The 25096-nt window shown below is 64.5% G+C and carries 26 protein-coding genes and 1 pseudogene; 12 read left to right on the top strand and 15 right to left on the bottom strand.

Going from position 1 to position 25096, the window contains the following annotated elements:
- The first annotated feature begins 24 nt into the window (after positions 1-24).
- Complete coding sequence (locus tag ACFUTU_RS00700) at positions 25-933, top strand: NAD(P)-dependent oxidoreductase (protein ID WP_377959847.1); 909 nt, start codon at positions 25-27, stop codon at positions 931-933.
- 53 nt (positions 934-986) lie between these two features.
- Here ACFUTU_RS00700 and ACFUTU_RS00695 read toward each other — a convergent pair whose 3' ends face one another.
- From ACFUTU_RS00695 to ACFUTU_RS00685, 3 genes are read right to left on the bottom strand one after another with little or no spacing between them, the layout of a single operon-like run.
- Entirely contained in the window at positions 987-1355 is a 369-nt protein-coding gene (locus ACFUTU_RS00695) for a hypothetical protein (protein WP_377959846.1), read from the bottom strand.
- Positions 1352-1831, bottom strand: coding sequence for an NUDIX domain-containing protein (locus tag ACFUTU_RS00690; RefSeq protein WP_377959845.1), 480 nt, complete (start codon positions 1829-1831; stop codon positions 1352-1354). The genes ACFUTU_RS00695 and ACFUTU_RS00690 overlap by 4 nt, the downstream gene beginning before the upstream one ends.
- Before the next feature lie 9 nt (positions 1832-1840).
- Positions 1841-2794 carry a DMT family transporter gene (locus tag ACFUTU_RS00685; RefSeq protein WP_377959844.1) on the bottom strand — a complete coding sequence of 318 codons (954 nt, stop codon included), beginning with the start codon at positions 2792-2794 and terminating at the stop codon, positions 1841-1843.
- A gap of 69 nt (positions 2795-2863) precedes the next feature.
- On the opposite strand from ACFUTU_RS00685, the gene ACFUTU_RS00680 reads away from it, so the two are divergent.
- The 3 genes and pseudogenes from ACFUTU_RS00680 to ACFUTU_RS00670 form a co-directional block, all read left to right on the top strand.
- Positions 2864-3763 (top strand): LysR family transcriptional regulator, encoded by a 900-nt coding sequence (locus tag ACFUTU_RS00680; protein ID WP_377959843.1) that lies wholly within the window; start codon positions 2864-2866, stop codon positions 3761-3763.
- 64 nt (positions 3764-3827) lie between these two features.
- The gene (locus ACFUTU_RS00675; RefSeq protein WP_377959842.1) at positions 3828-4154 is read left to right on the top strand and encodes a PepSY domain-containing protein; all 327 of its coding nucleotides are present in this window, start codon (positions 3828-3830) and stop codon (positions 4152-4154) included.
- Positions 4155-4333: 179 nt separating this feature from the next.
- A pseudogene (locus ACFUTU_RS00670) lies at positions 4334-4746 on the top strand (recombinase family protein); the annotation flags it as partial.
- Positions 4747-4821: 75 nt separating this feature from the next.
- On the opposite strand, the gene ACFUTU_RS00665 reads toward ACFUTU_RS00670, so the two are convergent.
- Entirely contained in the window at positions 4822-6366 is a 1545-nt protein-coding gene (locus tag ACFUTU_RS00665) for an IclR family transcriptional regulator (RefSeq protein ID WP_377959841.1), read from the bottom strand.
- A gap of 166 nt (positions 6367-6532) precedes the next feature.
- Here ACFUTU_RS00665 and ACFUTU_RS00660 point away from each other — a divergent pair, with 166 nt between their 5' ends.
- From ACFUTU_RS00660 to ACFUTU_RS00645, 4 genes are read left to right on the top strand one after another with little or no spacing between them, the layout of a single operon-like run.
- The gene (locus ACFUTU_RS00660) at positions 6533-7846 is read left to right on the top strand and encodes an MFS transporter (protein ID WP_377959840.1); all 1314 of its coding nucleotides are present in this window, start codon (positions 6533-6535) and stop codon (positions 7844-7846) included.
- A gap of 12 nt (positions 7847-7858) precedes the next feature.
- Positions 7859-8848, top strand: coding sequence for a hydroxyacid dehydrogenase (locus ACFUTU_RS00655; protein ID WP_377959839.1), 990 nt, complete (start codon positions 7859-7861; stop codon positions 8846-8848).
- A 27-nt stretch (positions 8849-8875) separates the two neighbouring features.
- On the top strand, positions 8876-9517 hold the full coding sequence (locus ACFUTU_RS00650) for an RraA family protein (RefSeq protein ID WP_377959838.1): 642 nt from the start codon (positions 8876-8878) through the stop codon (positions 9515-9517).
- Between the two features lie 56 nt (positions 9518-9573).
- On the top strand, positions 9574-9879 hold the full coding sequence (locus ACFUTU_RS00645; RefSeq protein ID WP_377959837.1) for a hypothetical protein: 306 nt from the start codon (positions 9574-9576) through the stop codon (positions 9877-9879).
- A 215-nt stretch (positions 9880-10094) separates the two neighbouring features.
- Here the strand turns inward: ACFUTU_RS00645 and ACFUTU_RS00640 are convergent, their stop codons facing one another.
- From ACFUTU_RS00640 to ACFUTU_RS00605, 8 genes are read right to left on the bottom strand one after another with little or no spacing between them, the layout of a single operon-like run.
- On the bottom strand, positions 10095-10724 hold the full coding sequence (locus ACFUTU_RS00640; protein ID WP_377959836.1) for a bifunctional 4-hydroxy-2-oxoglutarate aldolase/2-dehydro-3-deoxy-phosphogluconate aldolase: 630 nt from the start codon (positions 10722-10724) through the stop codon (positions 10095-10097).
- 12 nt (positions 10725-10736) lie between these two features.
- Complete coding sequence (locus ACFUTU_RS00635) at positions 10737-11720, bottom strand: sugar kinase (protein WP_377959835.1); 984 nt, start codon at positions 11718-11720, stop codon at positions 10737-10739.
- Complete coding sequence (locus tag ACFUTU_RS00630) at positions 11717-12496, bottom strand: SDR family oxidoreductase (protein ID WP_377959834.1); 780 nt, start codon at positions 12494-12496, stop codon at positions 11717-11719. Before ACFUTU_RS00630 ends, ACFUTU_RS00635 begins: the two co-directional genes overlap by 4 nt.
- Positions 12493-13533 (bottom strand): zinc-binding dehydrogenase, encoded by a 1041-nt coding sequence (locus ACFUTU_RS00625; protein WP_377959833.1) that lies wholly within the window; start codon positions 13531-13533, stop codon positions 12493-12495. Before ACFUTU_RS00625 ends, ACFUTU_RS00630 begins: the two co-directional genes overlap by 4 nt.
- A 6-nt stretch (positions 13534-13539) precedes the next feature.
- Positions 13540-14616 (bottom strand): enolase C-terminal domain-like protein, encoded by a 1077-nt coding sequence (locus tag ACFUTU_RS00620; RefSeq protein ID WP_377959832.1) that lies wholly within the window; start codon positions 14614-14616, stop codon positions 13540-13542.
- 20 nt (positions 14617-14636) lie between these two features.
- The gene (locus ACFUTU_RS00615; RefSeq protein ID WP_377959831.1) at positions 14637-15932 is read right to left on the bottom strand and encodes an ABC transporter substrate-binding protein; all 1296 of its coding nucleotides are present in this window, start codon (positions 15930-15932) and stop codon (positions 14637-14639) included.
- A 59-nt stretch (positions 15933-15991) separates the two neighbouring features.
- On the bottom strand, positions 15992-16879 hold the full coding sequence (locus tag ACFUTU_RS00610; protein WP_377959830.1) for a carbohydrate ABC transporter permease: 888 nt from the start codon (positions 16877-16879) through the stop codon (positions 15992-15994).
- 1 nt (position 16880) lies between these two features.
- The gene (locus tag ACFUTU_RS00605; RefSeq protein ID WP_377959829.1) at positions 16881-17720 is read right to left on the bottom strand and encodes a carbohydrate ABC transporter permease; all 840 of its coding nucleotides are present in this window, start codon (positions 17718-17720) and stop codon (positions 16881-16883) included.
- A 210-nt stretch (positions 17721-17930) separates the two neighbouring features.
- On the opposite strand from ACFUTU_RS00605, the gene ACFUTU_RS00600 reads away from it, so the two are divergent.
- Positions 17931-18710 (top strand): FadR/GntR family transcriptional regulator, encoded by a 780-nt coding sequence (locus ACFUTU_RS00600; RefSeq protein WP_377959828.1) that lies wholly within the window; start codon positions 17931-17933, stop codon positions 18708-18710.
- Between the two features lie 467 nt (positions 18711-19177).
- Here the strand turns inward: ACFUTU_RS00600 and ACFUTU_RS00595 are convergent, their stop codons facing one another.
- From ACFUTU_RS00595 to ACFUTU_RS00585, 3 genes are read right to left on the bottom strand one after another with little or no spacing between them, the layout of a single operon-like run.
- The gene (locus tag ACFUTU_RS00595; RefSeq protein ID WP_377959827.1) at positions 19178-19525 is read right to left on the bottom strand and encodes a DUF202 domain-containing protein; all 348 of its coding nucleotides are present in this window, start codon (positions 19523-19525) and stop codon (positions 19178-19180) included.
- Between the two features lie 2 nt (positions 19526-19527).
- Positions 19528-19923, bottom strand: coding sequence for a YidH family protein (locus ACFUTU_RS00590; RefSeq protein WP_377959826.1), 396 nt, complete (start codon positions 19921-19923; stop codon positions 19528-19530).
- 33 nt (positions 19924-19956) lie between these two features.
- A complete protein-coding gene (locus ACFUTU_RS00585) occupies positions 19957-20874 on the bottom strand; it encodes a formylglycine-generating enzyme family protein (protein ID WP_377959825.1) in 918 nt (305 codons plus the stop codon).
- A 246-nt stretch (positions 20875-21120) separates the two neighbouring features.
- On the opposite strand from ACFUTU_RS00585, the gene ACFUTU_RS00580 reads away from it, so the two are divergent.
- The 3 genes from ACFUTU_RS00580 (at position 21121) to ACFUTU_RS00570 (ending at position 25029) form a co-directional block, all read left to right on the top strand.
- The gene (locus tag ACFUTU_RS00580; RefSeq protein ID WP_377959824.1) at positions 21121-21735 is read left to right on the top strand and encodes a PadR family transcriptional regulator; all 615 of its coding nucleotides are present in this window, start codon (positions 21121-21123) and stop codon (positions 21733-21735) included.
- A gap of 111 nt (positions 21736-21846) precedes the next feature.
- Positions 21847-23616, top strand: coding sequence for a sulfatase (locus ACFUTU_RS00575; RefSeq protein ID WP_377959823.1), 1770 nt, complete (start codon positions 21847-21849; stop codon positions 23614-23616).
- Positions 23617-23658: 42 nt separating this feature from the next.
- Positions 23659-25029: an MFS transporter gene (locus ACFUTU_RS00570; protein WP_377959822.1), complete on the top strand. Its 1371-nt coding sequence runs from the start codon at positions 23659-23661 to the stop codon at positions 25027-25029.
- Positions 25030-25096: the final 67 nt, after the last annotated feature.

The raw sequence follows: 25096 nt of genomic DNA, 5'->3' as shown, positions 1-25096 counted from the left end.
CCACCTCCTAACGACATGAGCACCGTGACAGACACACAGAACCTCACCCAGGGCATCCCCGCGTCCGTTGCCCTGCTGGGCACAGGACCGATGGGTGCCCCGATCGCCAGGAACATCCTTGCCGGCGGCGTTCCCCTCACGCTCTGGAACCGCACCGCGGAAAAGGCCAGGGCCATCGAAGGGGGACAGGTAGCCGCCACCCCGGCCGGGGCCGCCGCCGAGGCTGTCCTGACTGTCCTGCCGGACCTGCCGCAGGTCGCCGGCCTTCTGTCCGGCGATGACGGGCTCCTGGCCGGGTGGCGGGCGGCCCGTATCGAGGAACCCGTTCTGGTGGTTCACGGAACGGTTTCCCCCGTGGCTGTCGCCGAGTTCGCCGAGCACTGCCGCCGCCAGCACGGGGTCACGGTGGTGGACGCGCCGCTCAGCGGAGGGACCATCGGTGCCGAGGAAGGCAGGCTGAGTACCATGGTCGGCGGGCCAAGTGATGTTGTGCAGCGCCTCCTGCCGCTCTTCGGGCTCTACAGTTCCACCGTGGTCCGGTTCGGCGAAACCGGCGCAGGGTCCACGGTCAAGGCGTGCAACCAGATCGTGGTGTCCGCCACCGTCACGGCCCTGGCCGAAGCGATGGCGGTGGCGACTGCCAGCGGACTCGACCCCGAGAAGGTGCAGTCCATCCTGGCCGGGGGGCTGGCGGATTCTGAGGTGCTCCGGCAGAAGGGGCGGCGCTGGATCGACGGGGACTTCGAAGGGGGCGGCTCTGCGAAGAACCAGCTGAAGGACCTGAACTTCATCGCCGAGATAGCCAAGGACAGAGGCCTGAAGCTGCCCCTCTCCGCCAGCGTGCGCGGCGCCTTTGAGCTCATGATCGCCGCGGGCGACGGCGAGTTGGACCATACAGGAATCTACCGCACGGTTCTCGGGCAGGCGGGATAGCCCAGGCAGTTTAGTCCCGCGGCACAGGCGGGGCTGGGGGGCTGGGGCCCGTCTCAGGAGTCTATAAGGCGCCGGGCGTGCGCGGCCTCCGACGGGTCGAGTTCGCCGTGCCCGCCGTCCAGGAACTCCCAGCGGCTGGTGCGGCCGTCCGGCCCGGTGAGGCTTCCCTGGCGGAGGGCGCTGTTGATGCGGCTGCGGGCCAGGGCCTCGTTCGCCGGTTCCGTGGCGAAGATGATCCGCAGGGTAACCGCGTCCCCGTTCCGCTCGGGCCGGGTGTGGTGCGGCGCGAGCGGGCAGGGCGGCGGGTGGTCCCAGCTTCCGCACAGCCCAAGGGTGACGGCGGCACCCAGGGCGCGCAGGTCGCCGTCGGCCTTCATCGCCACCGTGGCCTGGTGTACGAACGCCGCCTTTGCGGCTGTCATGCTCCGGCGCTGTCGTGGAGGTGCCCGAGCAGCGCGTCGAGGATCTGGAGTTGGCCCTTGACCAGTTTGACGCGGGCTTCGGATTCACCGATCCACTCGGCGCGGTCGATCTCGGGGAAGTGCTGGACGGTGCCAGACCCCTTGGGCCACTCCAGGGGAAAGGTGTTGCTCAGGATCTTCTCGGGCTTGAAGGCGGACTCGGCCGCAAAAGCCGTGATGAGCTTGCCGGAGGGCTGCTTGAAGGTTCCCAGCCGCACATAGTCCGCGGACGGCGCCGGGACTCCCATCTCCTCCGCGAACTCGCGCTGCGCGGCGGCCAAAGGGTCCTCCTCCTCGAGGTACTCGCCCTTGGGTATCGACCAGGCGCGCTCGTCCTTGCGCTCCCAGAAGGGTCCACCCATGTGGGCGATCCACACTTCCAATTCCTTCTTGCCGTTCCGCCGGTACAGCAGAAGGCCCGCGCTCCTGACCGTCATGCCCCAAGGCTACTCCCGGGATGCCGGCAACGTCCGGGGGTTGCCGCGCCCGGCGGGCACGGACCGGCGGGATCTGCGCCCGGCGAGCAGAATGGCCGCCGCGTTGGTGGCGACGATGATCGCGATGCCCAGCCACTCGTGCAGCACCAGGAGCTGGCCCAGTACCAGCGTCCCGGAGAGGGCGGCGAGCAACGGGTTGATGCTCATGTATATGCCGAAGAACCCTGGCTGCACGGTGCGCAGAGCGATGAGGTCCGCCGCATAGGGAATGACGGAACACAGCACGCCGGCGGCCACGGAGTAGCCCAGCGCCGGCCCGGCCAGGGAGCCCTGGGCCAGCAGCCAGGCAGCCACCGGAAGGTAAAACACCAGGGAAACCGCGGTGGCCACGGCGGGGGCCTGCAGGCCCGGCAGCCGCTGCCCGGCAACCCTGTTCAGGACGATGTACGCGGCCCAGCAAGCCGCGCCCGTCATGGCGATGCCGATGCCGGCGAGATCGCTGCTGGGCCCGGGCAGCACCAGGACATAGACCCCGCCGCCGGCGAAGGCCGCGCACAGCAGGTCCAGCCGGGTCCTGGAGCGCAGCAGCGCGATGGCCAGCGGGCCGAGGAATTCCAGGGTCACCGCCAGGCCCAGCCCGATCCGCTGGATGGCCGTGTAGAGGCAGATGTTCATGAGCGCGATGGCTGCGCCCAGCAGGAGCGCCGGCCACCACTGATGCCAGGTGAACCGGTGGAGCGGAGGCCGTGCCGCGGGCAGGAGCACGGCGGCCGCGACGATCTGCCGCACCGCAACCACTCCCGCCGGTCCGACTGCCGGGAAGGCGTGGGCACCGATGCCGGCGCCAATCTGGTTGCTGATTCCGCTGCCCGTCATGGTGAGGACACCAGCCAGGAAACGGCCTTGGGCAGGGGCAGTTTGACTGCGCTCCCGGGCGGCGCCGGACTCTGCTTGTATCGCCATGATCCACAGTGTGCGGCCAGATTCCGGAACCTATAAATGCTTCCGCTGCCTGTTCTATACGATGACCGTATGAATCTTGAGCTGCGCCATCTGCGGTCGCTCGTGGCCGTCGCGGACGCTCAGACGTTTACTGATGCCGCCATTGCACTGGGCACCTCCCAGGCCAGCGTTTCCCGCTCCGTAGCCGCCGCGGAGCAGGCCTTGGGCGTGCGCGTTTTCCAGCGGACCACGCGCAGCGTCACGCCCACCGCGGCGGGCAAGCGGATCATCGAACACGCCCGCCGGGTCCTCGACGAAGCCAGGCTGCTGGAAGAGGCAGCGCGGGACCATGCGGCAGAAATCAGGGTCGGCTACGCCTGGTCCGCGGTGGGCAGCCGGACCCTGTACCTGCAGCGGCGCTGGGAGGAAGCGAAGCCCGGGGTGGCGCTGGTATGGGTGCAGTCCAACTCGCCGGCCGCCGGGCTGGCCAACGGAACTGTTGACGTCGCCGTCGTCCGCCGGGAGCTCAGCGACGCACGGTTCGCCCAAACGCTGCTTGGAACGGAGCGGCGGTACGCCGCGGTGGCGGCCACGGATCCGCTCGCCCGCCGTCGCTTCCTGCGCATGGCCGACTTTGCCGGCCGGACGATCGCGGTGGACAGCCGGACGGGCACCACCACGCTGGACCTCTGGGATCCGGGAGTGCAGCCGGCATCGCTGCGCCCCGTCCAGGGCGTGGACGACTGGCTGACACTGATCGCCACCGGCCAGGCGATGGGCATGTCATCGGAGGCGACAGTGTCCCAGTACCCCAGGCCCGGCGTGGCCTACAAGATTGTGCGGGACGCCCCGCCCATATCCGTGTTCCTCGTGTACTGGAAGGACGATCCGTCGGCTCTCATTCCGGACTTCGCGGGTCTTGCGCGGCAGGCTTATGACGACGGCGGGACGGCGGCCGGCGGTTCGCCGTCCGGGGCAGCGGCGGGCTGACAGCGTCTTGTGGCGCCCCGTTCACGGGGGCACACTGGAAAAAACGATGTGAAAGGAGCCCGTCGTGCGCAAAAGAACAGCGTGGATCATCGGTGCAGCCGTTGCTGTGGCGGCTCTGGGAGGCGCCTCGGTTGCGGCGGCTTCCGTCAACCCCTTCGACGATGATTCGATCACCAACGACAGCAGCCAGCAGCCGCTGAACCAGACCGACCGCGACAAGGCAGTCGACGCCGCGATGGCCAAGGTGGGTCCGGGGCAGGTGACCGACGTCGAGCGGGGTGACAGCTCAGGTTCTGCCTATGAGGTGGAGATCCGGAAGAGCGACGGGTCCGAGGTCGAGGTCAACGTCAGCCCCAACTTCCAGGTCCTGGACCAGAGCCCGGACGACTGACCGGGCGATCCCAGAACATCCGTGGTCCACAGGACCATCCGGCGCTAGCCGGGCGACCGGGCGAAGTCCGCGCATGTATCCACGGGCGGGATCCTTTCAATCAACGGGGTGGGCGTCAACACCGGCGCTAAGGCGCTCGCGGAGTGTTTGGAGGGACTGCTGTGAATGGCGTCTGGTGCGTGATCGAAGGGGACACACTTGTCATTACGACGTTGGACCGTCTCGGGCGCTCGACGCAGAACATGCTTGCCTTCGCCGATGAACTCCGCAGCCGGGGCGCGGGCCTGCGCGTATTGAACCTCGGCGGGATGACGTGGACACCGCGACTCTGATGGGGTCGATGTTGTTCACGATCATGGCTGCTCTCGCCCAAATGGAACACGAGATCAGACACGAACGCGTGGTCGATTCCATCAGCAAGCGCAGGGAAGCCGGAAAGAATCTAGGCGGTCGACCGCGCCGGGTCACTGACAGTCAGATCAGAAGCGCAATTCGTGTGGTCGAAGGCGGTGAGCCTGCCGCGCAGGTTGCCCGCGATCTCGGAATGTCCAGGGCAACGTTCTACAGGCGGTCGCGAGCACTCCCGAACTAGTCGGATCTCTGGAAAACCTTGCTTTCACGCACTCTCTTGGAACCTGAGGGCTCAGCGGACAGCGCCCTGCGTTTGCTAGTTGTCTTCAGTTGATAGCAGCTTGGTTACTCTTTCGGCGCTGGCGCGGACTGCGGCAGTCAGGTTCTCGATCGGTGCTTCTTGTACCCGGTATCGGGGGATGGTGATGGTGAGGGAGCCTCGGACTGTCCCGTCGATAAAAAAGGGTGCGGCTATGCCGTACGCTTCCGGGATCCTCTCTCCGTCACCGATGGCCCACCCGCGAAGCCTGATTTGGTCAAGGTCTGCCTTTAGCGAGTTAGGGTTGGTGAGCGTGCGCTCGGTGAAGGCCTCCAGGTTGATGCTGTCCACTACCGCCGGAATGTGGGCGAGAATGGCCTTGCCCGCCGCCCCTGCATGGAGCGGTATTTGGGATCCGATTTCCAACACGTAGCGGACTCCACTATCGGAGCCGGCGTAAGTGGCCGCCATGTGGGCTGCTCCAGTGTTGTGGTCTAACAGCGCCAGGCCCACGGTTTCACCTGTTTGTTCGGCAAGATCTCGAAGTTCGTCGACGATCAGGTCAGTCAATTTTGCCTGGGGGCCCAGCTCTGCTGCCCATCGGAGGAGGGTTGGCCCGGCGATCCAGCTCCTTGGGGAAATTTGAGTCATTAGTCCGGATTCGGTGGCCGCTTCTGCCAGCCGCCGGGACGCGACTGATCCGGCTCCAACCACTTCGGCCAGACGCCCGGAACCAAGCTCGGTCATGGGCCTTGCACAAAGTTCTGTCAGAAGCCGGGATATCCGCTCGATCAGAGTTGCGGGCGGCAGGTCTCGCTTTTCGCGAACCGCCGGCTCCTGCGACGCAGAGCGCGCTGCCGATTCCAGTTCGGCGGCCGCTCGTTGCAGTAAATCGGTGGTCGCGGGGATGCTTGCTTGGTCGAATTCGTTCCGCGGCCTTGAGAGCGAGACCGAACCGATGACGTGTTCGCTGAGACTGAAAGGCACGGCAACGCCGGCCGCGTCGGGAATATGCTGGCCAAGGCTCACCACCGCACCCAAGGCTGCATGGGTTTGCAGCGCCTGCTCAACTTGGGCGCGGGTCTCCATTGAATGTTCGGTGTATTTCGCCAGATGCTCGGGCAGTCCTGATGTCCCCCTGCGTGAGAGGATCGCCAGCCCGAGTGCGCCGGCATGGACGGGCAGTCGGCTGCCTGCCCTGAGGGTGTACCTGACGGGTGAATCGGGCTCGTGGGAGATCAGTACGAAGCACTCTTCGGGGAAGTTCGAAGCGATAGCCAGCAGGGCCGTGGCGTTAGTGTCCTTGCTGAGTTGGGAAAGCAGGCGGGAGCCTTGAGCGAACAGCGGGTGACGTTCGTGGAGAGTTTGGGACAGGACCCGGAGGCGCGGCCCGACACTGTATGCACCGTTGGCGTCCCGGGAAAGAAGCCGCTCTTCAACCAGCCTGCCTAGGTTCCGGCTGACAGTGCTCTTGCTGGCGTTGAGCTGTTCGGCTAGTTCGCGGACTCCCCAACCGCTTCCTGAACGGCTGATGACGGCCTCAATGGCCGCGAAGACTTCCGCTGATCCGTCGCGCTGAGTTGAGCGTCCGGCTTGTTCCATGACCGCAGTATCTCACGCGCTGACCGGCTTGCAGGGAGCCCGCCGGCCGCTGCCCCCGGGTCGGCATTTCTTTCATCTTGACAGTGGCATGGAACACATGCATTCTTTAACCAACCCCAAGAAATAGGACACTGTCCCATTTATCTAAAGACAGAGAGGTCTTCGGATGACCACCCACACCATTGCCGCCCCGGATCTGGAGCGGCGCAAAAAAGCGAAAAAGGCCACTGGTGTAGCTGCCTTCGGCACGTTCATCGAGTACTACGACTTCAGCGTGTACGGCTACGTGGCCGCGACTCTGGCCACAGTCTTCTTCCCCAGCGATGACCCTCTGATGTCGCTGCTGAACACCTTGCTGGTGTTCGGCTCTGCCTTCGTCGTCCGCCCGCTGGGCGCGGTCTTCTTCGGCCGCCTCGGTGACCGCAAGGGCCGCCGCTACAGCCTGATCGCCAGCATCTCGCTCATGGGCGCCGCCGCGACCCTGACTGGTCTCCTACCCGGCTACGCCCAGATCGGCGTCGTCGCCCCCATCCTGCTGGTCCTCTTCCGTATGCTGCAGGGCTTCTCCACCGGCGGCGAAATCGGCGGCGCCGCGGCCTACATCCGTGAATGGGCGGAACCGAGGAAGCGCTCCCTCTACGTTTCGATGATTCCTGGCATTGCCCAGTTCGGTAAGGGCCTCGCAGCGGGCCTCGCAGCATTGGCCGCCGCAGCCATGCCGGCGGCAGCGATGGCTGATTGGGGTTGGCGGATTCCTTTCCTGCTCGCTCTGCCGCTCGGCATCCTGTGCCTTATTCTCCGCCTCAAGATCGAGGACAGCCCCGAGTTCACGGCCATCAAGGACAAGGACACGACCTCCGAGAAGCCGTTCCGTGAAGTGCTTTCCAAGTACCCCAAGGCCCTGGCCAAGGTCACGACCATCTCCCTCGTCCAGAACCTGGGCACCTACATCGGCACCGTCTTCGTCGCCGTCTACTTCAGCGAAGTCCTCGGGTTCAAGAAGAGCGAAGCATCAACGATTGTTCTGCTCGCCGTGATCTTCGCCGCCGTCCTGATCCCCTTCGCAGGACAGCTCGGTGACCGCATTGGTGGCCGCAAGGTTCTCCTGTGGTCCTACATCGCGTACGCAGCCATCTCGATCCCGTCGTTCGCCCTGATGAACCAGCACTCCTTCGTCCTGGCATTCCTCGGACTGGCCCTTGGCATCATCCCCTACGCCCTCTGCCAGGCCGGCACCTACGGCTCCATGCTGGAGTTCTACCCCACCCGCATCCGCCACACCGGCGTCGCCTTCGGACACAGCGTCGGCGCAGTCATCGGCGGCGGCGCAGGCCCCTACTTCGCCACCTGGCTCATCGACCAAACCGGCAACACGTTCGTCCCCGCCTTCGTGCTGGTCGCCGCCGGCCTGCTCGGCCTCCTCGTCGTCGGACTTCTCGTCAAGCCAAACCACAACCCGTCCGAACATCTCTACCGTTAGGCCTGCTCCACCATGACTGAGATCTACGTCTCCGACCCCATCCACCCCTACGTACTGGCAGAGATCAAGGCAGCAGCAACCGTACATCTCGGCTTCGGCCCGGACAAGGTCAACTACCTGAATGTCAGCAAAAACGTTGATGCCGTCATCCTCCGCGCAGAAAACTTCACCAAGGACGTCATCGAAGCCTCACCGCAGCTGAAAATCATCGCCCGCCACGGCGTCGGCACCAACAACGTCGACATCGACGCCGCCACGGACCAGGGCATCTGGGTCACGACCACACCCGGGGCCAACAGCAACGCCGTCGCCGAGCACGTCTTCGCGCTGCTGCTCGCCGGAGCCCGGAAAGTCCCGACCGCCACGCATCGGGTCCGCGCCGGCAACTGGTCAGAAGGTAAAGGCGACCTGATCGGCTTCGAACTCTCCGGGCGCACCATGGGCATCATTGGCTTCGGTGCCATTGGGCGCCGCGTCGCAGCCATCGCCCGGGGCTTCGGGATGACCGTCCTGGCCTGCGACCCGATCGCCAAGGCAGAGGACGTAGCTGCCGCCGGTGCCCGGCTCGTGTCCCTTGACGAGCTGATCACCGAGGCTGACGCGATCAGCATCCACGTTCCCCTGCTGCCTTCGACACGCCACATGATCGGTGTACAGGAACTGGCCCGGATGAAGAAGTCCGCGTTCATCATCAACACCTCACGCGGCGGCCTCGTCGATGAAGCCGCGCTGGCGGATGCGCTCAACAAGGAACTTATCGCCGGTGCTGCCTTCGACGTCCTCGAAGCCGAGAGCATCGACATGAAGGACCCGCTCCCCCACACACCATTCCCGCACAGCACAACCCCCGGACTGCTCCTGACCGCACATATCGCCGGCCAGACCGAAGAAGCGTTCCTCGAGGCCGGGACCGTGGCATGGGCGGAGGTGCAGCGGGTCCTTGCCGGTGAAGCACCGAGCCACCCCGTCAATCAACCGAACCTCCGCCCGGCACACGCCTGATTCCACGACTGAGACAAGAAAGCTGCCATGTTTATCAACGTTTCCGCAGACAACATCGCCGTCCACCCGGAATGGCCCCGGCCATCCGAGGATCTGATCCAAGCCATCGCGGCCTTTCCTCCCGCCCTCATCGGTGACGTCCGAAACCGCCTGGACATGATGTCAGCTGATATCCGTTGCCTCACCCCTGGCGCGAAGCTGGCCGGAGCGATTCTGCCGGTTCAGGTCTGGGAAGGGGACAATCTGGCGATCCACCGGGGACTTGATGAAGCCAAGCCCGGGGACGTGCTGGTGATCTCCGGCAACGGCGTCACCAACCGGTCCGTGTTCGGCGGCATCCTCGCCGAGATCTGCCTCAGCAAGGGAGTGACAGGGGTCATCATCGACGGGGCCGTACGCGACATCGAGGAAATCAACGAGATGGGCCTCGCCCTGTACGCCAAAGCGACGGTGCCCGCAGGCCCGTCCAAAAACGGGCCCGGCGCAGTGGGCAAGCCCGTTGCTTGCGGCAACGTCGTCTGCAACCCCGGTGACATCGTGATCGGCGATCAGGACGGCATTGTGGTCATTCCGCAATCGGAGGCGCTTGAAACTCTCAAGCGCCTGCCTCACCAGGAAGACGTTGAACGACAGATCCGGGACCGCGTCAAGGCCGCTGCCGTCAACTAAACCCGGATTGGCCGCCACCGGGAAAGTGGCGGCCAATCCGCATTTAACAAGGAAAGGTGCAGCACGTCAGCATGCACAGGCACACTCAGTGGGAAGACCTGATCGGACCACTCGTCGAGGTCCATCAACACGGACAGGTTGTCCGCTCAGGAATCGTCGACGAGGCCATGCCAGACGGCTCCGCCATCTGGATCACCTCGGACAGCAGTCAACCCCGCAGAATCTACGAAAAATCAGAAGGGTTCCTGATCTACGTCGAACCGCAACCGCTGACCGGAGCATCGACCTACAGAATGACGGCGGAACACTTACACCTCTACGCAGGCAAAGCCTCGCCGCTGCGGCCGCAATGGAACCGCTAACGACAGAGCACCATCCACTAAAGCCCTGGGCTTCTTAAACTGTCAGGCTGGCATCTTAGAGTCCGTCGGGCCGCTGTCAGTAAAAGAGGAATTCCACCTCAATCTGACGGCATTTGCGCAGTCCCCGGACGTCAGGTTGGGGTGTGGTTCAATCTGCAGCTATGAAGCCCTGTTGTGCTGTTCCTTCATGGGCAAGCCGCCGCTATAGGTGACTCTTAGAAGCTGTCACGAGACGCAGTGTGCGTTTCCATGAAACTGGCTACTCGTTGGGAACTTTGGGGCGAGGCGAAGGCTGAGCTAAGCCCGACAGCCCGGGCGCCAGCGTTGAGCATTTCCTCGGCGTTGTCCAGTGTCATGCCGCCGGTGGCCACGAAATTGATGTCCGGAAAGGGGCTGAGCATGGCTCTGACCCAGACTGGGCCGAGCTCGGAGGCCGGGAATGCTTTGAGCCAGGTCAGGCCCAGGCGCTGGGCCTGCAGGATTTCACTGGCGGTCGCGACGCCGGGGAGGTGGGGGATTCGACGTCTGATGCTCTCTGCGACGATTTCGGGGTTGAGTCCGGGGGAGACTGTGAAGGAGATGCCAGCGGATGCGGCTGCTTCGAGCTGTTCGAAGGTGTTGACTGTGCCTGCACCTACTTTCCTACCCTGTTGTGACGCGGCTTGGACGGCTGCTTTCAGCGAGGCGATGGCGTCCGGGGTCTGGATCGGTACTTCGACGTGTTCGACGCCGGCGGCCCAGGCGTTTTGGGCGTATTCGACGGTGGTGGCTGGATCCAGCCCTCGCAGGACGGCGATGACCGGAACTCGGAAGAAGTCTCTGTTGAACCATTCTGCGGTGGTCATGGTTTTCCCTTGTTAGTGGTTTGCTGTTTGTGGAGGTCGGGGTGCTGTGAGGCCGTGACCGGGGCGGTAGTCTCCGCGTGTACCGAGAGTCCATGCGGCCACTGAGTGGCCCAGCGAGAGCCGGTCCCCAGGGGTGGCTCCGCGCAGGAGTCCTGCGAGGTAGCCGCCGGCAAATGCGTCACCTGCGCCGACAGGTTCGATGATCTTCACTGGGCGTGCGGGGGCCCGGTGTATCTGCTCGGCGCCATCCGGAGCGCGTATAAACTCCACGGCTTCGGTCCCGCCGTCCTTCACCACCAGGTGGGCCGGTTCGGGAAGCAGGCGGGCAACGTCTTCAGCGGTGGCGCATTCCCAGAGCGTGCCCGCCTCGTCCAGGCCCACGAGGACAACCTCGGCGCGGCGGGCGAGTTCGAGCAGGACAGGTGCGGCATCGGTAGCTGACCACAGGGCTGCGCGGTAGTTCACGTCGAATGAGATGGGTGCCCCGCTGGCTGTGCGGGCGTCGAAGAGAACTTCAAGGAAGGAACGGCATCCTGGGGACAGCGCCGCGGTGATTCCTGAGATGTGCACCCACGGTGCAGTCTTCAGGCCCCACCGGGTCAGGTCTCCGGGCTCCATCCGGGATGCGGCAGAACCTTGGCGGTAGTACAGCGTTCTGGCACCGGATCCGGTATCCGGCTCCTTGAAGTAGACGCCGGTTGGCGCGTTGGCATCCTCCTCGGCGCGTGAGACATCAACTCCCCGCCCCGCCAAGGTGTGCAGGATGCGTTCCCCGAAGGCGTCGCGTCCCACCCTTCCGGCCCAGGCAACGGCAATCCCGAGTTCGGCGAGCTGGGTTGCCACGTTCGATTCCGCGCCGCCGATTCCCAGCAGGCATTCCTCAGCGATTGCCAGTGATTCGGTGGCGGGGGGTGCGACGACGGCCATCGTCTCGCCGACGCAGACCACCAGGGGCTCCGAGGAGTCGGGGGTTCCTGCGATGTTGGGAGGTTTCACCGGCCCAGCCAGCCGCCGTCGACGGGCAGTACGATTCCGGAGACGTAGTCCGATGCCCGGCTGGCCAGGAATACTGCCGCGCCGCCGAGGTCCCCGGCGTTTCCCCACCGTCCGGCGGGAATGCGTTCGAGGATGGAGCGGCTGCGCTCGGGGTCCTCCTGGAGGGCCTGGGTGTTGTCGGTGGCAATGTAGCCTGGCGCGATCGCGTTGACGTTGACCCCGGCGGCGGTCCATTCGTTGGCGAGGGCCTTGGCCAGGCCGGCGATGGCTGATTTTGATGCGGTATACCCCGGGACGTTGATGCCGCCCTGGAAACTCAGCAGTGAGGCGGTGAAAATGATCTTTCCTCCGCCCCGCGCCATCATGGACCTGCCTATTGCCTGGGTCAGGACGAACTGGCTGCTGAGATTGACCTCAAGCACTCTGTCCCACAGTTCAAGGGGATGGTCGGCGGCGGGGGCGCGCTCGATGGTGCCTGCGTTATTCACGAGGATGTTGACGCCCATGGGCTCCAGCCGGGCGGCGAGGTCGAGGACGGCAGCACGGTCGGCGAAATCAGCCTGCATGGCTGTGAACTTGCGGCCGGTGGCTTCAACGCGGCGGGCCACCTCACCGCCGTCGGTTTCCATTGACGCGCTGACACCGATGATGTCCGCTCCTGCAGAGGCCAGCGCTTCGGCGATGGCGAGCCCGATTCCGCGGCGTGCACCGGTAACAACGGCGGTTCTCCCGGTCAGGTCGAAGAGCCCGTTTTGTCCGTTGTGTTCTGCGCTCATGACGTGGCCCCTGACCCGACGTCGATGAGGACTTTCATGGCCTGTCCGCTCTCGAGCGTCGCGAACGCCTGCGCAGTCTCGGTGATGGGCTCGATGCCCGTGACGAGCTGGTCCGCCGGGATCACGCCAGTGCTGAGCAGTTCCACGGCGCGTTCAAAGTCGATGCGCTGGTAGACGCGGGCGCCCAGAATCCGCAGTTCCCGCCAGAAGACCTGCTGCAAGTTGACTGGCCGCGGTTGCGGGTGGATGGCGACGACCACAATGGTGCCGCGTACTTTGGCCAGCCCGGTGGCACCGAGAATCGCCGCTGCCGCGCCGGAGACCTCGAAGACCACGTCCGCGCCGGCGCCGCCGGTCCATTCGTTGACCCACGCGGTCTGGTCCTGGGTGCCGGGATCCAGCACCTCGAAGCCGAGGTCTGCGATGGCCTGCCGCCTGCTGGGGTCGATTTCGGCCACCACCACGCGGGCGCCCTCGTTCCGGGCGACGGTAGCGATGAGCGCGCCGATGGGGCCCCCGCCGATGACCACGGCGCTATCGCCGGGTGCCAGTTCGGCGCGGCGTACGTCATGTACTGCCACGGCGACGGGTTCGACCAGGGCGGCGTGGTCCAGGCGGAGTTCCTTGGGCAAGGCGACGACATGGGCGGCCGCGACATTCCACAGTCGCTGCAGGGCGCCGGGTGAGTCGATACCGATGAAGTTCAGGTTCTGGCAGATGTGCTGGTGGCCTGCCCGGCAGGCGGCGCAGGTGCCGTCCCATTCGAGGGGCATCACGGTGACGTGGTCACCGGTTTGCCAGCCTTCCACGCCCTCGCCGACTGCGGCGATGATGCCGCTCATCTCGTGCCCGAGGATTGCCGGCATGCTGACGCGGGTGTCCATGCTGCCGTGCAGGATGTGAAGGTCGGTTCCGCAGATGCCCGTATAGGCGACCTCGATCTGGACCTGGCCCGGCGCGGGGGGTTGGACGTCAGTCTCGCTGATGCCGATTTCCCTGTTGCCGAGGTAGTTTGCGGTGAGCATGTGAGCTGTCACTACCATCTACTTCTTTCGGTTCTCGAAGGCGAAGACATCTGAGATTAGGCCTTCTTCATAGCCAAAGCCTGGTGCCATGGGCGCACGGACCATGCCGTCGGAGCCCACCTCGGGGTTCGACTCGATGGGGTTTCCGTGGATGAGGGCCTCGTAGTAGGTCGTGTTGCTGATTGCCATGCACAGGTGCTGGTGGATGACGCTGGGGCCGTGGACTTCGGCCCTGACCTGGTAGGCGTCAGCCAGGTGGGCAATCCGCATGGCACCAGTCACGCCGCCCTTAAGCGGGGTGCTGGTGCGGACATAGGCGGCGCAGCCGCTGGCGAGGAAATCGGCGGTGTTCATGTGGGCGCCATCGGACGTTTCTGCGACCAGCAGTGGAACGCGGACCTTCTCGGCGAGCCATTTGTGGGAGGTGACGCTGAATTCGCGCATCGGTTCCTCGTACCAGAGGTACCCGGCGTCGCTAAGGGCGTGTCCGAGGTAAATGGCGTCCGGAAGATCGAAACCTGCCGAGCCGTCGTACATGAGCTCGATTTTGTCCCCCACGTGATCGCGGAGCTTTGTGCTCAGCTCCGCATCCCGCCGGGCATCGCCCCAGGCGTGCAGCTTAATGGCGGAGTAGCCGGCTTCCAGGCACTGGTCGGCGATGTCGAGGTATTCTTCGATGCTGCCGTAGGTGACGGTGGAGGCGTAGGCAGGGATGGCTTCGCGGTGTCCGCCGAGGAGCTTCCACACCGGGAGTCCGGCCGCTTTTCCGGCCAGGTCCCAAAGTGCCACGTCGACGAGGCCCAGGACGTAGATCGGGAATTCCTCCACCCTATCCAGTTCCCACATCCGGTGCCAGAGGAACTCGCGCATCAGGGGGTCGGCGCCGAGCAGTTCGTCGCGGATCCTGCGGTCGACAATGTCTTTTGCGATGATGCCGCGGCGGACATGGGCCTCGCCGTAGATGCCTTCATCGGTGTGGATCCGCAGGATCGCTGACGTGCTGGCCGGTTCGGAGCCGGGCAGTCCCTGGCGCCACTGGAAGCCTGGCCAGGCGGGATTGTCTTTGAGCTGAACTTCGACGTCGGTGATTTTCATGGTGAGGCTGTCCTCTGCTGTCAGAAGTGGGAGTTGAAGTCGGTCAGGATCGAGTCCGCGGCCTGGGAGGCGGAGGCTTTTCCGACAAGCAGGGCCTGGAACTGGACCAGGACCGAGTTGTCCTGCCATGCCTGCATGCCAGTGAAGTACTCCGGTGTGATGCCTGTCCGAATCTGCTTCAAAGCCGCGGCGAACAGGGGGTCAGCGGTAATCGTCCGGGACGCCTGACCTGATGTGGTGGCAGGGAAGTAGCCTGTGGCGTTGAACATGTCCAGTTGGGGCTGGGAGGATCCCCAGTACTCAAGCCAGCTGAGGGTGGTGGCGGCACCGTCCAGGGTCATCAGGCCGTTGCCCAGGGGCTGGATCCAGCCTGTTTCGAACTCCGCTTTCGGCATCGGGGCCGTCATGACCTCGACACCTGGTTTGAGGGCAGCGGTGACCGACTTCAGGGATCCGGTGTGGTGCATCAGCACGCCGGTGTTGCCGTTGAGGAAAGACTGGAACACTTGGGTGTAGCCGTCGCTGGGTGCGCTCAGGGGAGCTGACTTGTCGACCAGGTAAGGTGCCGAGTATTCCTCGAGGGCGGTGGCCACGGCGTCCTTCTTCAGCGCCGGCTTGCCGTCACCGTCGACCAGGGGGCCGTTGAAGGCGCGGATCATTTTGATGATGTGTTCGCCGCCGCCCGCGCCGCCGCGCAGGGCGAGTCCGTGCCTGCCGCGGGCCGGATCGGTCATGGCTTTGGCCAGTTGACGGAACTCGGACCAGGTGGCCGGGGGAGCGGACAGCCCGGCCTCCTTGAGCCAGTCGGCGCGGTAGTAGTACCAGTCCACGAACATCGCTGAGGGAACCGCGTAGATGCGGTCCTGCCGGCGGAACGGGGCAAGGATTTTGTCGGCGATGTCGGACTTGCCACTCCAGGCGGACAGCGGATCGGTGAGGTCAACGAGCCCCTGCATCGACACCATGTCCTGGACCCGGTTGGCGTGGACCATCACCGCGTTCGGGACGCTGCGGGACTGCACCGCGGTGGTGAACTTGGTCATGAAGTCGCTGTTGGGAATGGACTCCGACTTCAGCGTCACCTGCGGGTAGTTCTTGGCGTATCCGGCGGTGACGGCACCGAAGCCGCGGCGCTCGTCCTCGCCGGTGAAGTGGTTCCAGTAAGTGACCTCGCCTTTCGCGTCGGCCGGCGACGCGGCCCGAATGGACGCGGCGGAAGGTGCGGACTGGGTTGCCCCGGGCACGCAGCCGGCAAGGGCTGCTCCTGCCCCGGCAAGTCCGAGAAGGCTCACGAAGCGCCGTCGATTCATGTCCATGATTTTGAATCCTTTCAACAATAGTAAGTCGCTGAGTGGTCTTTGGAGATAGGGGCTGGTTAGTCTTTGATGCCGCCGGCGGTGAGCCCGGAAACCATGGAGCGTCCGGCGATGGCGAAGCCGACGACGACGGGCAGCAGACTCAGTACTGTCGCTGCGGCGAGCTGTCCCCAGGGGAGCTGGAACTCGCCGATCAGCAGGCGCAGGCCGACGGGCCAGGTCCTGGAGTGGTCGCTGGAGGTCAGGAGCAGGGCGAACAGAATGTCGTTCCAGGCCTCGATGGCCACCAGGACGGCGCTTGCTGCCAGTCCCGGCCGGACGCAGGGAAGGACGATGCGGAACAGCGCGCCCATACGGCTGCAGCCATCGACACGTGCGGCGTTTTCCAGGTCCACGGGCAGCGCGTCGAAGAAGCCTTTCATGAACCACAGGGCCGCCGGCATAGTGAACGTCGTGTAGGTCAGGGCCAGGGCGATGCTGGTGTCGAGGAGTCCGAGCTGCTGGATGAGCATGTAGATCGGGATGAGCAGCAGGACCCCGGGGACGACGCGGACGGCCAGGAAACCCGCCTGGAGTGCGGCGTTGCCGCGGAACTTGGCCCGGGACAGGCTGTAGGCGGCCAATGTCGCCAGGGTCAGGCTGAGGACAACGGTGATGGCACTGGTAACAAAGCTGTTCCACAGCAGTTTGGGGAAGTCTGTCTGGTTCCAGGTGGCGACGTAATTGTCGAAGGTGAATCCGTCAGGGATGAAGGACGTAGACCGGGCAATAATGTCCGGCTCGTGCCGGAAGGAGGTGTAGATGAACCACAGGACGGGGAACAGCGCGAATATGAGCAGCGCGGCGAGCCCGATGTTGCCGAGCAGGTTGCCTGACCTACGACGGCGGGGCGCGGCCGGGGTTTGGGTCTTGCGTTTGATGGGGGCCATGGAGGATACGGCAGTCATCTCAGGGCTCCTTGGATGGGTTGACACGGACGTAGACGGAGGTGAAACCGATGACGACGACGAGCAGTGCGACGGCGATGGCCGAGGCGTAACCGAAGTCGAAGCGCTGATAGGCCTGCTGGAAGGCGTACAGCGATAGCACCTGCGTTGAGTCGCCGGGACCGCCGTTGGTCAGCAGAAGCAGCATGGTGGGCGAGTTCGCCAGCCGGATTCCCTCCAGGAGGGTTGAGGCGATGACGACCGGTTTGAGCATGGGCCAGACGATATGGCGGAAGTAGCCGTAGCGCGTGGCACCGTCCAGGGCTGCGGCCTCGGAGAGTTCCTCGGGGATGCCCTGCAACGCGGCAAGGAGGAACAGGGCGAAGAACGGGTAGGAGCGCCACAGTTCAACCAGGAGTGCGCCCCACAGGGCGAGGTTGGGATCGGCGAGGACGCCCTGGCCGCTGATATCGATCCCCACGAAGCTGAGCATCTTGGTCAGCACGCCATAGCGGGGATCGATCATGAAGGCGAACATATAGGCTGCCGCGATCGGCGGCAGGAACCAGGGAAGCATGACGACCGTGCGGGCGACCCAGATGTGCTTGGAGCGACGGTTCAGAACCACGGCCGCGATCAGGCCAACAATGAACTGGCTGACCACGCCAACCACAACGTAAATTGCGGTGTTCCGGGCCGCGACCAGGATGACCGGGTCCTGCACCATCCGTACGAAGTTCTCGAACCACACAAAGGGCCGGCCAAGGTCAGGACGGGTCATGACCACGGTGTGAAGGCTCAAGGAGATGCCGGTCAGGAGCGGATAGGCGATCACCGCGACGACGAGCACGATGCTGGGCACCAGAAGAGCCCACGCCCAAGCGACGCTGCTGTTTCTGGTGAACCTGCGGAGGAAGGGCATTTTGCCCCGGCTGTTTTCGGGCGGTGAGGCCCTGCGTTCTTGTGGCGGCAAAGCGGCGCTACTCTGGGCGGCTCTGCCCGGACTGTGAACTGGCATACAAAAATCATTCCTCATACGTTTGACCTATGTCAAGTGATGTATGATGCAGTTATGGCGATGGCAGAACCTTTGGAATTTGAGGAACCGGCAGCATTTCAGCTGCAGAACGCCCCCAGGCGCCCGAAACGTCTGGCCCAGGCTGTCGTGGATGACCTGCTCGCGCGCATTATCCGCGGCGACCTTCCTGCCGGCACAGTGCTGCCGCCCGAAACAGAGCTTGGTTCCGGGTACGACGTATCACGCACCGTCACCCGCGAGGCCATCAAGTCGCTTGAGGACAAAGGCGTGGTCCGCGCGAAGCAGGGACTCGGGACTACCGTCAGCCCTGCCGAAGAATGGAACATCCTCGATCCGGCCGTCCTTGCCCTCGCTATCCGCTACGACAAAAACCTCCGCGTCCAAACGGAACTTTCCAATTTGCGCGTTGCTCTCGAAGGGCAGATGGCCGCCCAAGCTGCGGCCCATGCCACGGCCGACGACGTAGCAGAACTCCGCGAGATCATTACCCGGATGGCCAAGGAGACGGACAACCCAAAGACATACCTGGACCTCGACTTTGAATTCCACGGCACCATCATGCGCATCTCCGGCAGCTGGCTGACCCGAAGGATCGTCCGCAACATCCACGAACAGGTCCGGAAGCAACTTCACTGGGTTCCCGCGCAAAGCGTCGAACTAGCCGTTACCCACGCCGAGCACGTAGCCATCTTTGAAGCGATCTCACGCAACGATCCCGAAGCCGCCCAGCACGCGGTCACCCAACACATCCAAAACGCATGGTCCCGGCGCCGGGAACAGCTGCAGAAAGTCGCCGATAAAGTCTTTTCTTAACCCCTCACCAAGTGCACGACCATGCGGGCTCGGCTTAAGGGTGACCCTCAGAATCAGGACAGCCATCGTGCGCGGCTGAGCATGTTTTCCTCCTGCAGGGAGGAGCTCGCCCGGCGGCACGAGTTCAAGCATGCCCTAGCACCGGCCATGACGCACGGAGGTTCGCGTCAGAATAGAGCCACATTCCGGTTTTATAGACAGTGGCTCATGATGTTCTCAGAGCCCACCCTGACAGTTCTGGAAGGAAACCCGGGCGTGGGTAACTCGAGAATAAACGCAGTGATCCCAAAGAATCTGGACGTGGTGGAATCGGCCTGAAGCCGACGGGTGGCTATGCCACAAGTTGAGGCAAGGTTAGGGCGTCTGAGAACAAGCCGGAGCTTGGCCCACAGCCCACATCCACCCATGTCAGGCGCGCCTGACGTCAGGTTGGGATGTGCTTCAACCACGCCCTTCCTCAACCTTTCCTAGGGTTCGAGCGGCAGGAAAAGTACCGTATAGATTCCGAGCAGGGCGAGAATGATGACGCTTGTGGCGACGGCGGCGGTCGAACCGAGGTCGGGCGGCATGTGTGAGTTGTTGATTCCTCTGACTGCGCGGTGAAAGCGGCGTTTCCGGGTGAAGTGGATGGCGGCGGCTGTAAGGATGGCTGCGGCCACGAGAGCGCCGACGAACCATCCGTGATGGGGAATCCAGCGCAAGAAGATGGCTGCGGCGACCACGAGGGACAAAGTAGTGCGCCTCCATGCGAGGTCGGTACGTTCGGGCTGCAGCCCGGCGTCCCCGTGGGTGGGGACATGTGGTTGCGGGGGCATGGTCAGGCGGGTCGGGCGAGGACAAAGGCGACCATGAACACGGCCACGAGGGCGGCTCCGGTGGCGAGGATCGGTGCAATCCAGGGCAGGGGAAGGGGTGTCTTGTGGCGCATGGAGCGTTCGACGTTGAGCCAGCGGAAGAAGGATCCGCCGCCGATCACGAGGGCCAGGAGCAGCAGGAGTACGGCAACGGTTTTGCGGAGTTCCGGGCTGAAGAGGTCTGCCATGAAAGCTTCGACGGCGACCCCGCCGGCGAGCAGGGCCAGAGACGTGCGGATCCAGGCGAGGAAGGTCCGTTCATTGGCAAGGGTGAAGCGGGGATCGGGTTCGGTGCCCCCGCGCAGGATCCGGTCGGATATCCTGTTGCGCTTGGTGGTGGATTGTTCGGCTTGTGCCATGGTCGGGCTTCCTGGTTGATGGCTGTGGTGCGCCTAGTGGGTGGCTATGGTGCGGAAACCGCAGTTTCCGGAGGATGAGTCCGGCGTGTTGGAGGTTCGGGCCGCTACGCGGTAGCGGTTGCAGTAGGAGTCGTGGCAGAGGTAGGAGCCTCCCCGCATGACCCGTCCGGCACCTCTATTGGGGCCTTGGGGGTTATGGGAAGGGGAGGTGCGGTAGTACTTGGGCAGGAACCAGTCCTTGCACCATTCCCACACGTTTCCCGCCACCTCGTAGAGTCCGTACCCGTTGGCCGGGAAGGACTTCACGGGAGCGGTACCGAGATGGCCGTCGTCCTGGGTGTTGGCTGTGGGGAATTTTCCTTGCCAGATGTTGCAACGGTGTTCGCCGTCGGGAGTCAGGTCGTCACCCCAGGCGTAGCGCTTGCTTTGGAGTCCTCCGCGGGCGGCGTACTCCCATTCCGCTTCAGTGGGCAGGCGGCGTCCGGCCCATGCGCAGTAGGCGAGGGCGTCGTGGTGGGAGACGTGGACCACGGGGTGGTCGGGAATGTCCTCCCAATGGGAGAGGCTGCCGGCGGGATGTGCCCAGTCGGCGCGGCGTACGTTCAGCCACCACGGCGCCCGGTCGGCGCGGCCGAGGATGTCTGGCTCGGGGGCCTTGACGAGCAGGTGAAACACCGCGGAGGTCCCGTAGTTCTCGGCTTCGGTCCGGTATCCGGTGGCAGCTGCGAAGGCGGCGAACATCCGGTTCGTCACCGCTGTCGCGTCGATTCGGAACGCATCGAGGGCTACTGGGTGAACGGGGCCTTCTCCGTCAGTGGGGTAGCCCTCTCCAAATGCATCACCCATAAGGAACGACCCGGCGGGGACTTGCACGTCCTGGTGCAGGCTCGCAGGGACAGGGGCGGAGGCCGTCGACAGGGGCGCTTGGGTCGGATGCCTGTCAGGCATCATGGGTTGGCCTGTCCCTGATCGGGCGGCAGGCATGCAGCATCCGGCCCCATGGGCTGGGTTAGAGCGATCCATCGGTTCTCCTCGAAAACAGGGAGCTGAGCCCGAACAGGGCGCTTCCTCGGGTCCTGTCCTAAGCTTAGCAACAACCATTCCACAAGTGCTATTGACCGGGGATTCTACTTGTGTCATCCTCGAAGTAGACGGCGTGACAAAGCTCACGACAATGAAGACCTTCCGGAGGCATCAATGAAGATGGAAAGCATTCTTCTCGGAGTGCTTCTTGAGCACCCCAGCACGGGATATGACCTCAAGAAGTACCTCGATACGCATGGCCGGTTCCTGCGCTCCAATACGCAGATGAGCCAGGTGTACCGCTCACTGAACAGCATGGAGAAGCAGGGCTGGGTCACGCATGAGGTCGACCCCCGCCCCGGCGCCCAGGACGCCAAGACGTACCGGGTGACGCAGGAGGGCGCGACAGTATTCCTTGACTGGCTAACGGGCCCGTACCAGCCGCCGTCTCGCTTCCAGGATCCCGAGCTGAGCGTGCGACTGACGTTTTCCGGGTTTATGAGCGCCGAACAGCTGCTGCATATCCTCGACACCGAAATCGAGACCCGGCAAGCGGAGATTGCCCGGTACCGTAACCGGGACCGGAGGCAGCTGTGGGCTCCGACGATTCCGTTCGATGCCGAGCTTGCCGATTCGGTGGGGGAGCGGATGCACCTGATGGGAGCTGCAGCCATTGACGCCCACGTCGCCAACATGATCGAGCTCCGCCGCGACCTGCTGGACGGCAAGCTCTCGTCCCGGTCACTGACCGCTCTGCCCGGGGACGCGCTCTCACGGGAAGCTCGCTGACCAGCCCTCGGTTCCGGCACTTTCCGCATCCTCCACTTCCGAATATGACAGCGTCGGTCCGACCCCGGCGAAGTCTTCCACATCTGACTTTTGTCTTTGAAAGGATTCCCCATGCGGGCCATCATCCTGATGTTCGACAGCCTTAACCGGCATATGCTCTCCCCTTACGCGGCGGACACGATCGTGCACGCGCCCAACTTCGCCCGCCTTGCGGCCAAGGCCACGACGTTCGATAACTTCTATGCCGGATCAATGCCGTGCATGCCGGCACGGCGGGAAATGCACACCGGACGGTACAACTTCCTGCACCGTTCCTGGGGGCCGCTGGAGCCGTTTGACGACTCCATGCCCGAACTCCTGAAACAGGCTGGCGTGCACACCCACCTGGTCTCGGACCACCCGCACTACTGGGAGGACGGCGGGGCCACCTACCATCCCCGCTACACCACGTGGGAATTCTTCCGCGGACAGGAAGGCGACCCGTGGAAGGGTGTTGTGGAGCCCGGAGGAGAGGCCGGTGATTGGCGCTCACAGATGAAGCGGCAGGACCTGATCAACCGCTCTTACATGGCTACCGAGGAAGAACACTCCCAGACCAAAACCGTCGACGCCGGCCTGCACTTTATCGATGTGAACCGTACCGCCGACAAGTGGATGCTCCAGATTGAGCTGTTCGACCCGCACGAGCCGTTCTTCACCCACGAGCCCTACAAGGCCATGTACCCGCACGAATACGACGGCCCGGAATTCGACTGGCCCGGCTACCAGAAGGTCAGCGAATCCCAGGACCAGGTCGAGCACGCCCGCTACGAGTACGCGGCCCTGGTATCCATGTGCGACAAATCCCTCGGCCGGGTCCTCGACGCGATGGACCGGCACAACCTCTGGGAGGACACCCTCCTGCTGGTCAACACCGACCACGGCTTCCTGCTCGGTGAACACGGCTGGTGGGCCAAGTCCGTCCAGCCCTGGTTCAACGAACTCGTCCACCTGCCCATGTTCCTCTGGGACCCCCGTACCGGCGGCCGCGACACCCGCCGGGCAGCCCTGGCCCAGACCATCGACATTGCCCCCACCATGCTGCGCTTTTTCGGCCTGGAACCCACCGCCGACATGCAGGGCCAAGACCTCGCCGTCATCATCGAAGACGACACGGCCGAGGTCCGGGAGGCTGCACTGTTCGGCATCCACGGCGGCCACGTCAACGTCACCGACGGCCGGTACGTCTACATGCGGGCAGCAGCCGAAGCCTCTAACGGGCCGCTGGAGGACTACACCCTGATGCCCACCCACATGCGCAGCCGCTTCGCCGTCCCGGAACTGGCCGACTGGCAGCCCGCCGAGCCGTTCGGGTTCACGAAAGGCCTGCGGACCATGTGCGTGCAGACCCGGTCCTTCATGAACCCCTGGACCCACGGAACACTGCTGTTCGACCTCGAGACCGACCCGCAGCAGAAGAACCCCCTCACCGACGACGAGACCGAGCTGCGCATGCTGCGGCTCCTCGCGGAGCTCATGCACGCCAGCGAAGCACCATCCAGCCAGTTCGCACGCCTCGGCCTTCCCACCAGTGGGGAGCCCACCGAGGAACATCTGCTGATCCGGAAGCAGGCCGACCGCGCGCGCCTCGCCCTGGAACCCCTGCCGGCCCTGGAATCCCTCCCGGGCGGCGGAGCCGCCCTCACCGTCCCGGTCCTGGAACTCCTCCAGGACCCCGCAGCCCGCGAGGTCCTGGAAAAGCACCTGCCGGACCTCGTCAGCACCGAACTAGTCAACCTTCCGGCCCAGTTCACCCTCCACCAGCTCGCCGCAGTCGCCGCTGTCCCGGCGGCCGTGCTGCGCCCCATCGCTGAAGCACTCACCGCCGTACCCACCGCCTGACAACACCCCCTCTCCACCCTGACAACGTAGACAGGACTTTCCGTGACCGCTCACCACAGCCCCGCACCCGCCCACAACCAGACCACCGATACACCGGCGGAAGGCTCCGCCCAGGCCCGCCACGTCCCGCACCGGTGGCGCAACCTGGCCGTCCTCACCGGCGTCACCGTGGTTGATAACACTGAAGCCGGGCTCAGCACCACGCTTTTCCCCACGATCGCCGCGGCACTGAAGCTGCAAAGCAGTCACCTGGGACTTCTGGCCGCCCTCGGAAAGCTGGTCGCCGTGCCCGCGGGCCCGGCCTGGGCCTGGCTCGCCGGCAAGATCGGACGCCGCAAGGCGCTGGTGGCGACAACCTTCGTGGGCGGGGCCTTCGGCATCGCCGCCGGGTTCTCCCAGGACTTCGTCCAGTTGCTGATCTTCAACACGCTGATGTCCGCAGCCATCATCGGCGGCAGCCCCATCGCGAACGCCATCATCGCCGACTCCTTCGATGACAGCCAGCGGGGCAAGGCAGCCGGCTACTTCTACGGCTTCATCAGCCTCATCAGCTCCTTTATCGGCCCGCTCATCGCCCTCTTCACCGGAATGTCTGACGGCTGGCGGTACGGCATGTGGGCCATCGGAGGTATCTGCATTGCAGCAGGCCTCCTCGTGGCCATGTTCTTGAAGGACCCCGGCGTCGGCGCATCCGAAAAGCAACTCGCCGACCTGTCCGGCCGTGAGGCGCTGGCCCCGAAGGTCACACTCGGCTCCGTGCTCTCCCTGTTCCGCGTCCCGACCTTCTCGGTGATGATGCTCTCCCGGCTGCTCTCGGGCCACCTGCTCATCGTGATCTTCGGCATTCAGTTCCTCGTCGCCGAGCGCGGTTTCACCAACGCCGTCGCCGCCTTCGTGCTCCTGCCCTTCGGCATCGGCTACTTCGCCGGCACCGCGGGCGGCGGCTGGCTCATGGCGCTGCTGGACCGGGTCCTGCCGGACAGGGGCCGCGTGGCCTATCTGCAGGGCGCCCAGATCCTCTTCGCCGCCGTCGCGTTCTTCGCCACCCAGTTCAACTACGACAACATCGGCATCTACAGCATCTTCTGGGCCCTGATGGGCTTCGCCCAGGGCGCCAATCCGCCCGCCAACCGCCCCATTGTCGCCGCCGTCGTCGTACCGGAACTGCGCAACCAGGCCTTCGCGATCTTCCTGACCGTGTTCGAAACCATCGGCTGGGCTGTCTTCTCCCTCGGCGCCGGAGCCCTCGCCGCCTCTCTTGGCATCCAGACCGTGTTCCTGTGGACCCTCGTCATCCTGATGCTGGTCAACGCGGTGGTCCTCACGGCCCTGTACGCCTGCTACCCGAGGGACGTGGCGCGAGTACGCGACACCCTTGAACGCCGCCGCCAGGAAGCACTCCTGCAGGACTAACCATTGCGCGTGTCCCACTGGCCACGTGCCCTCACCACCGCTTATCCCAGACAATCAGGAAGCACCC

Source organism: Arthrobacter sp. NPDC057388 (genome assembly GCF_042668165.1).
Classification (GTDB): domain Bacteria; phylum Actinomycetota; class Actinomycetes; order Actinomycetales; family Micrococcaceae; genus Arthrobacter.
This window is presented reverse-complemented; position numbering and strand designations above follow the sequence as displayed.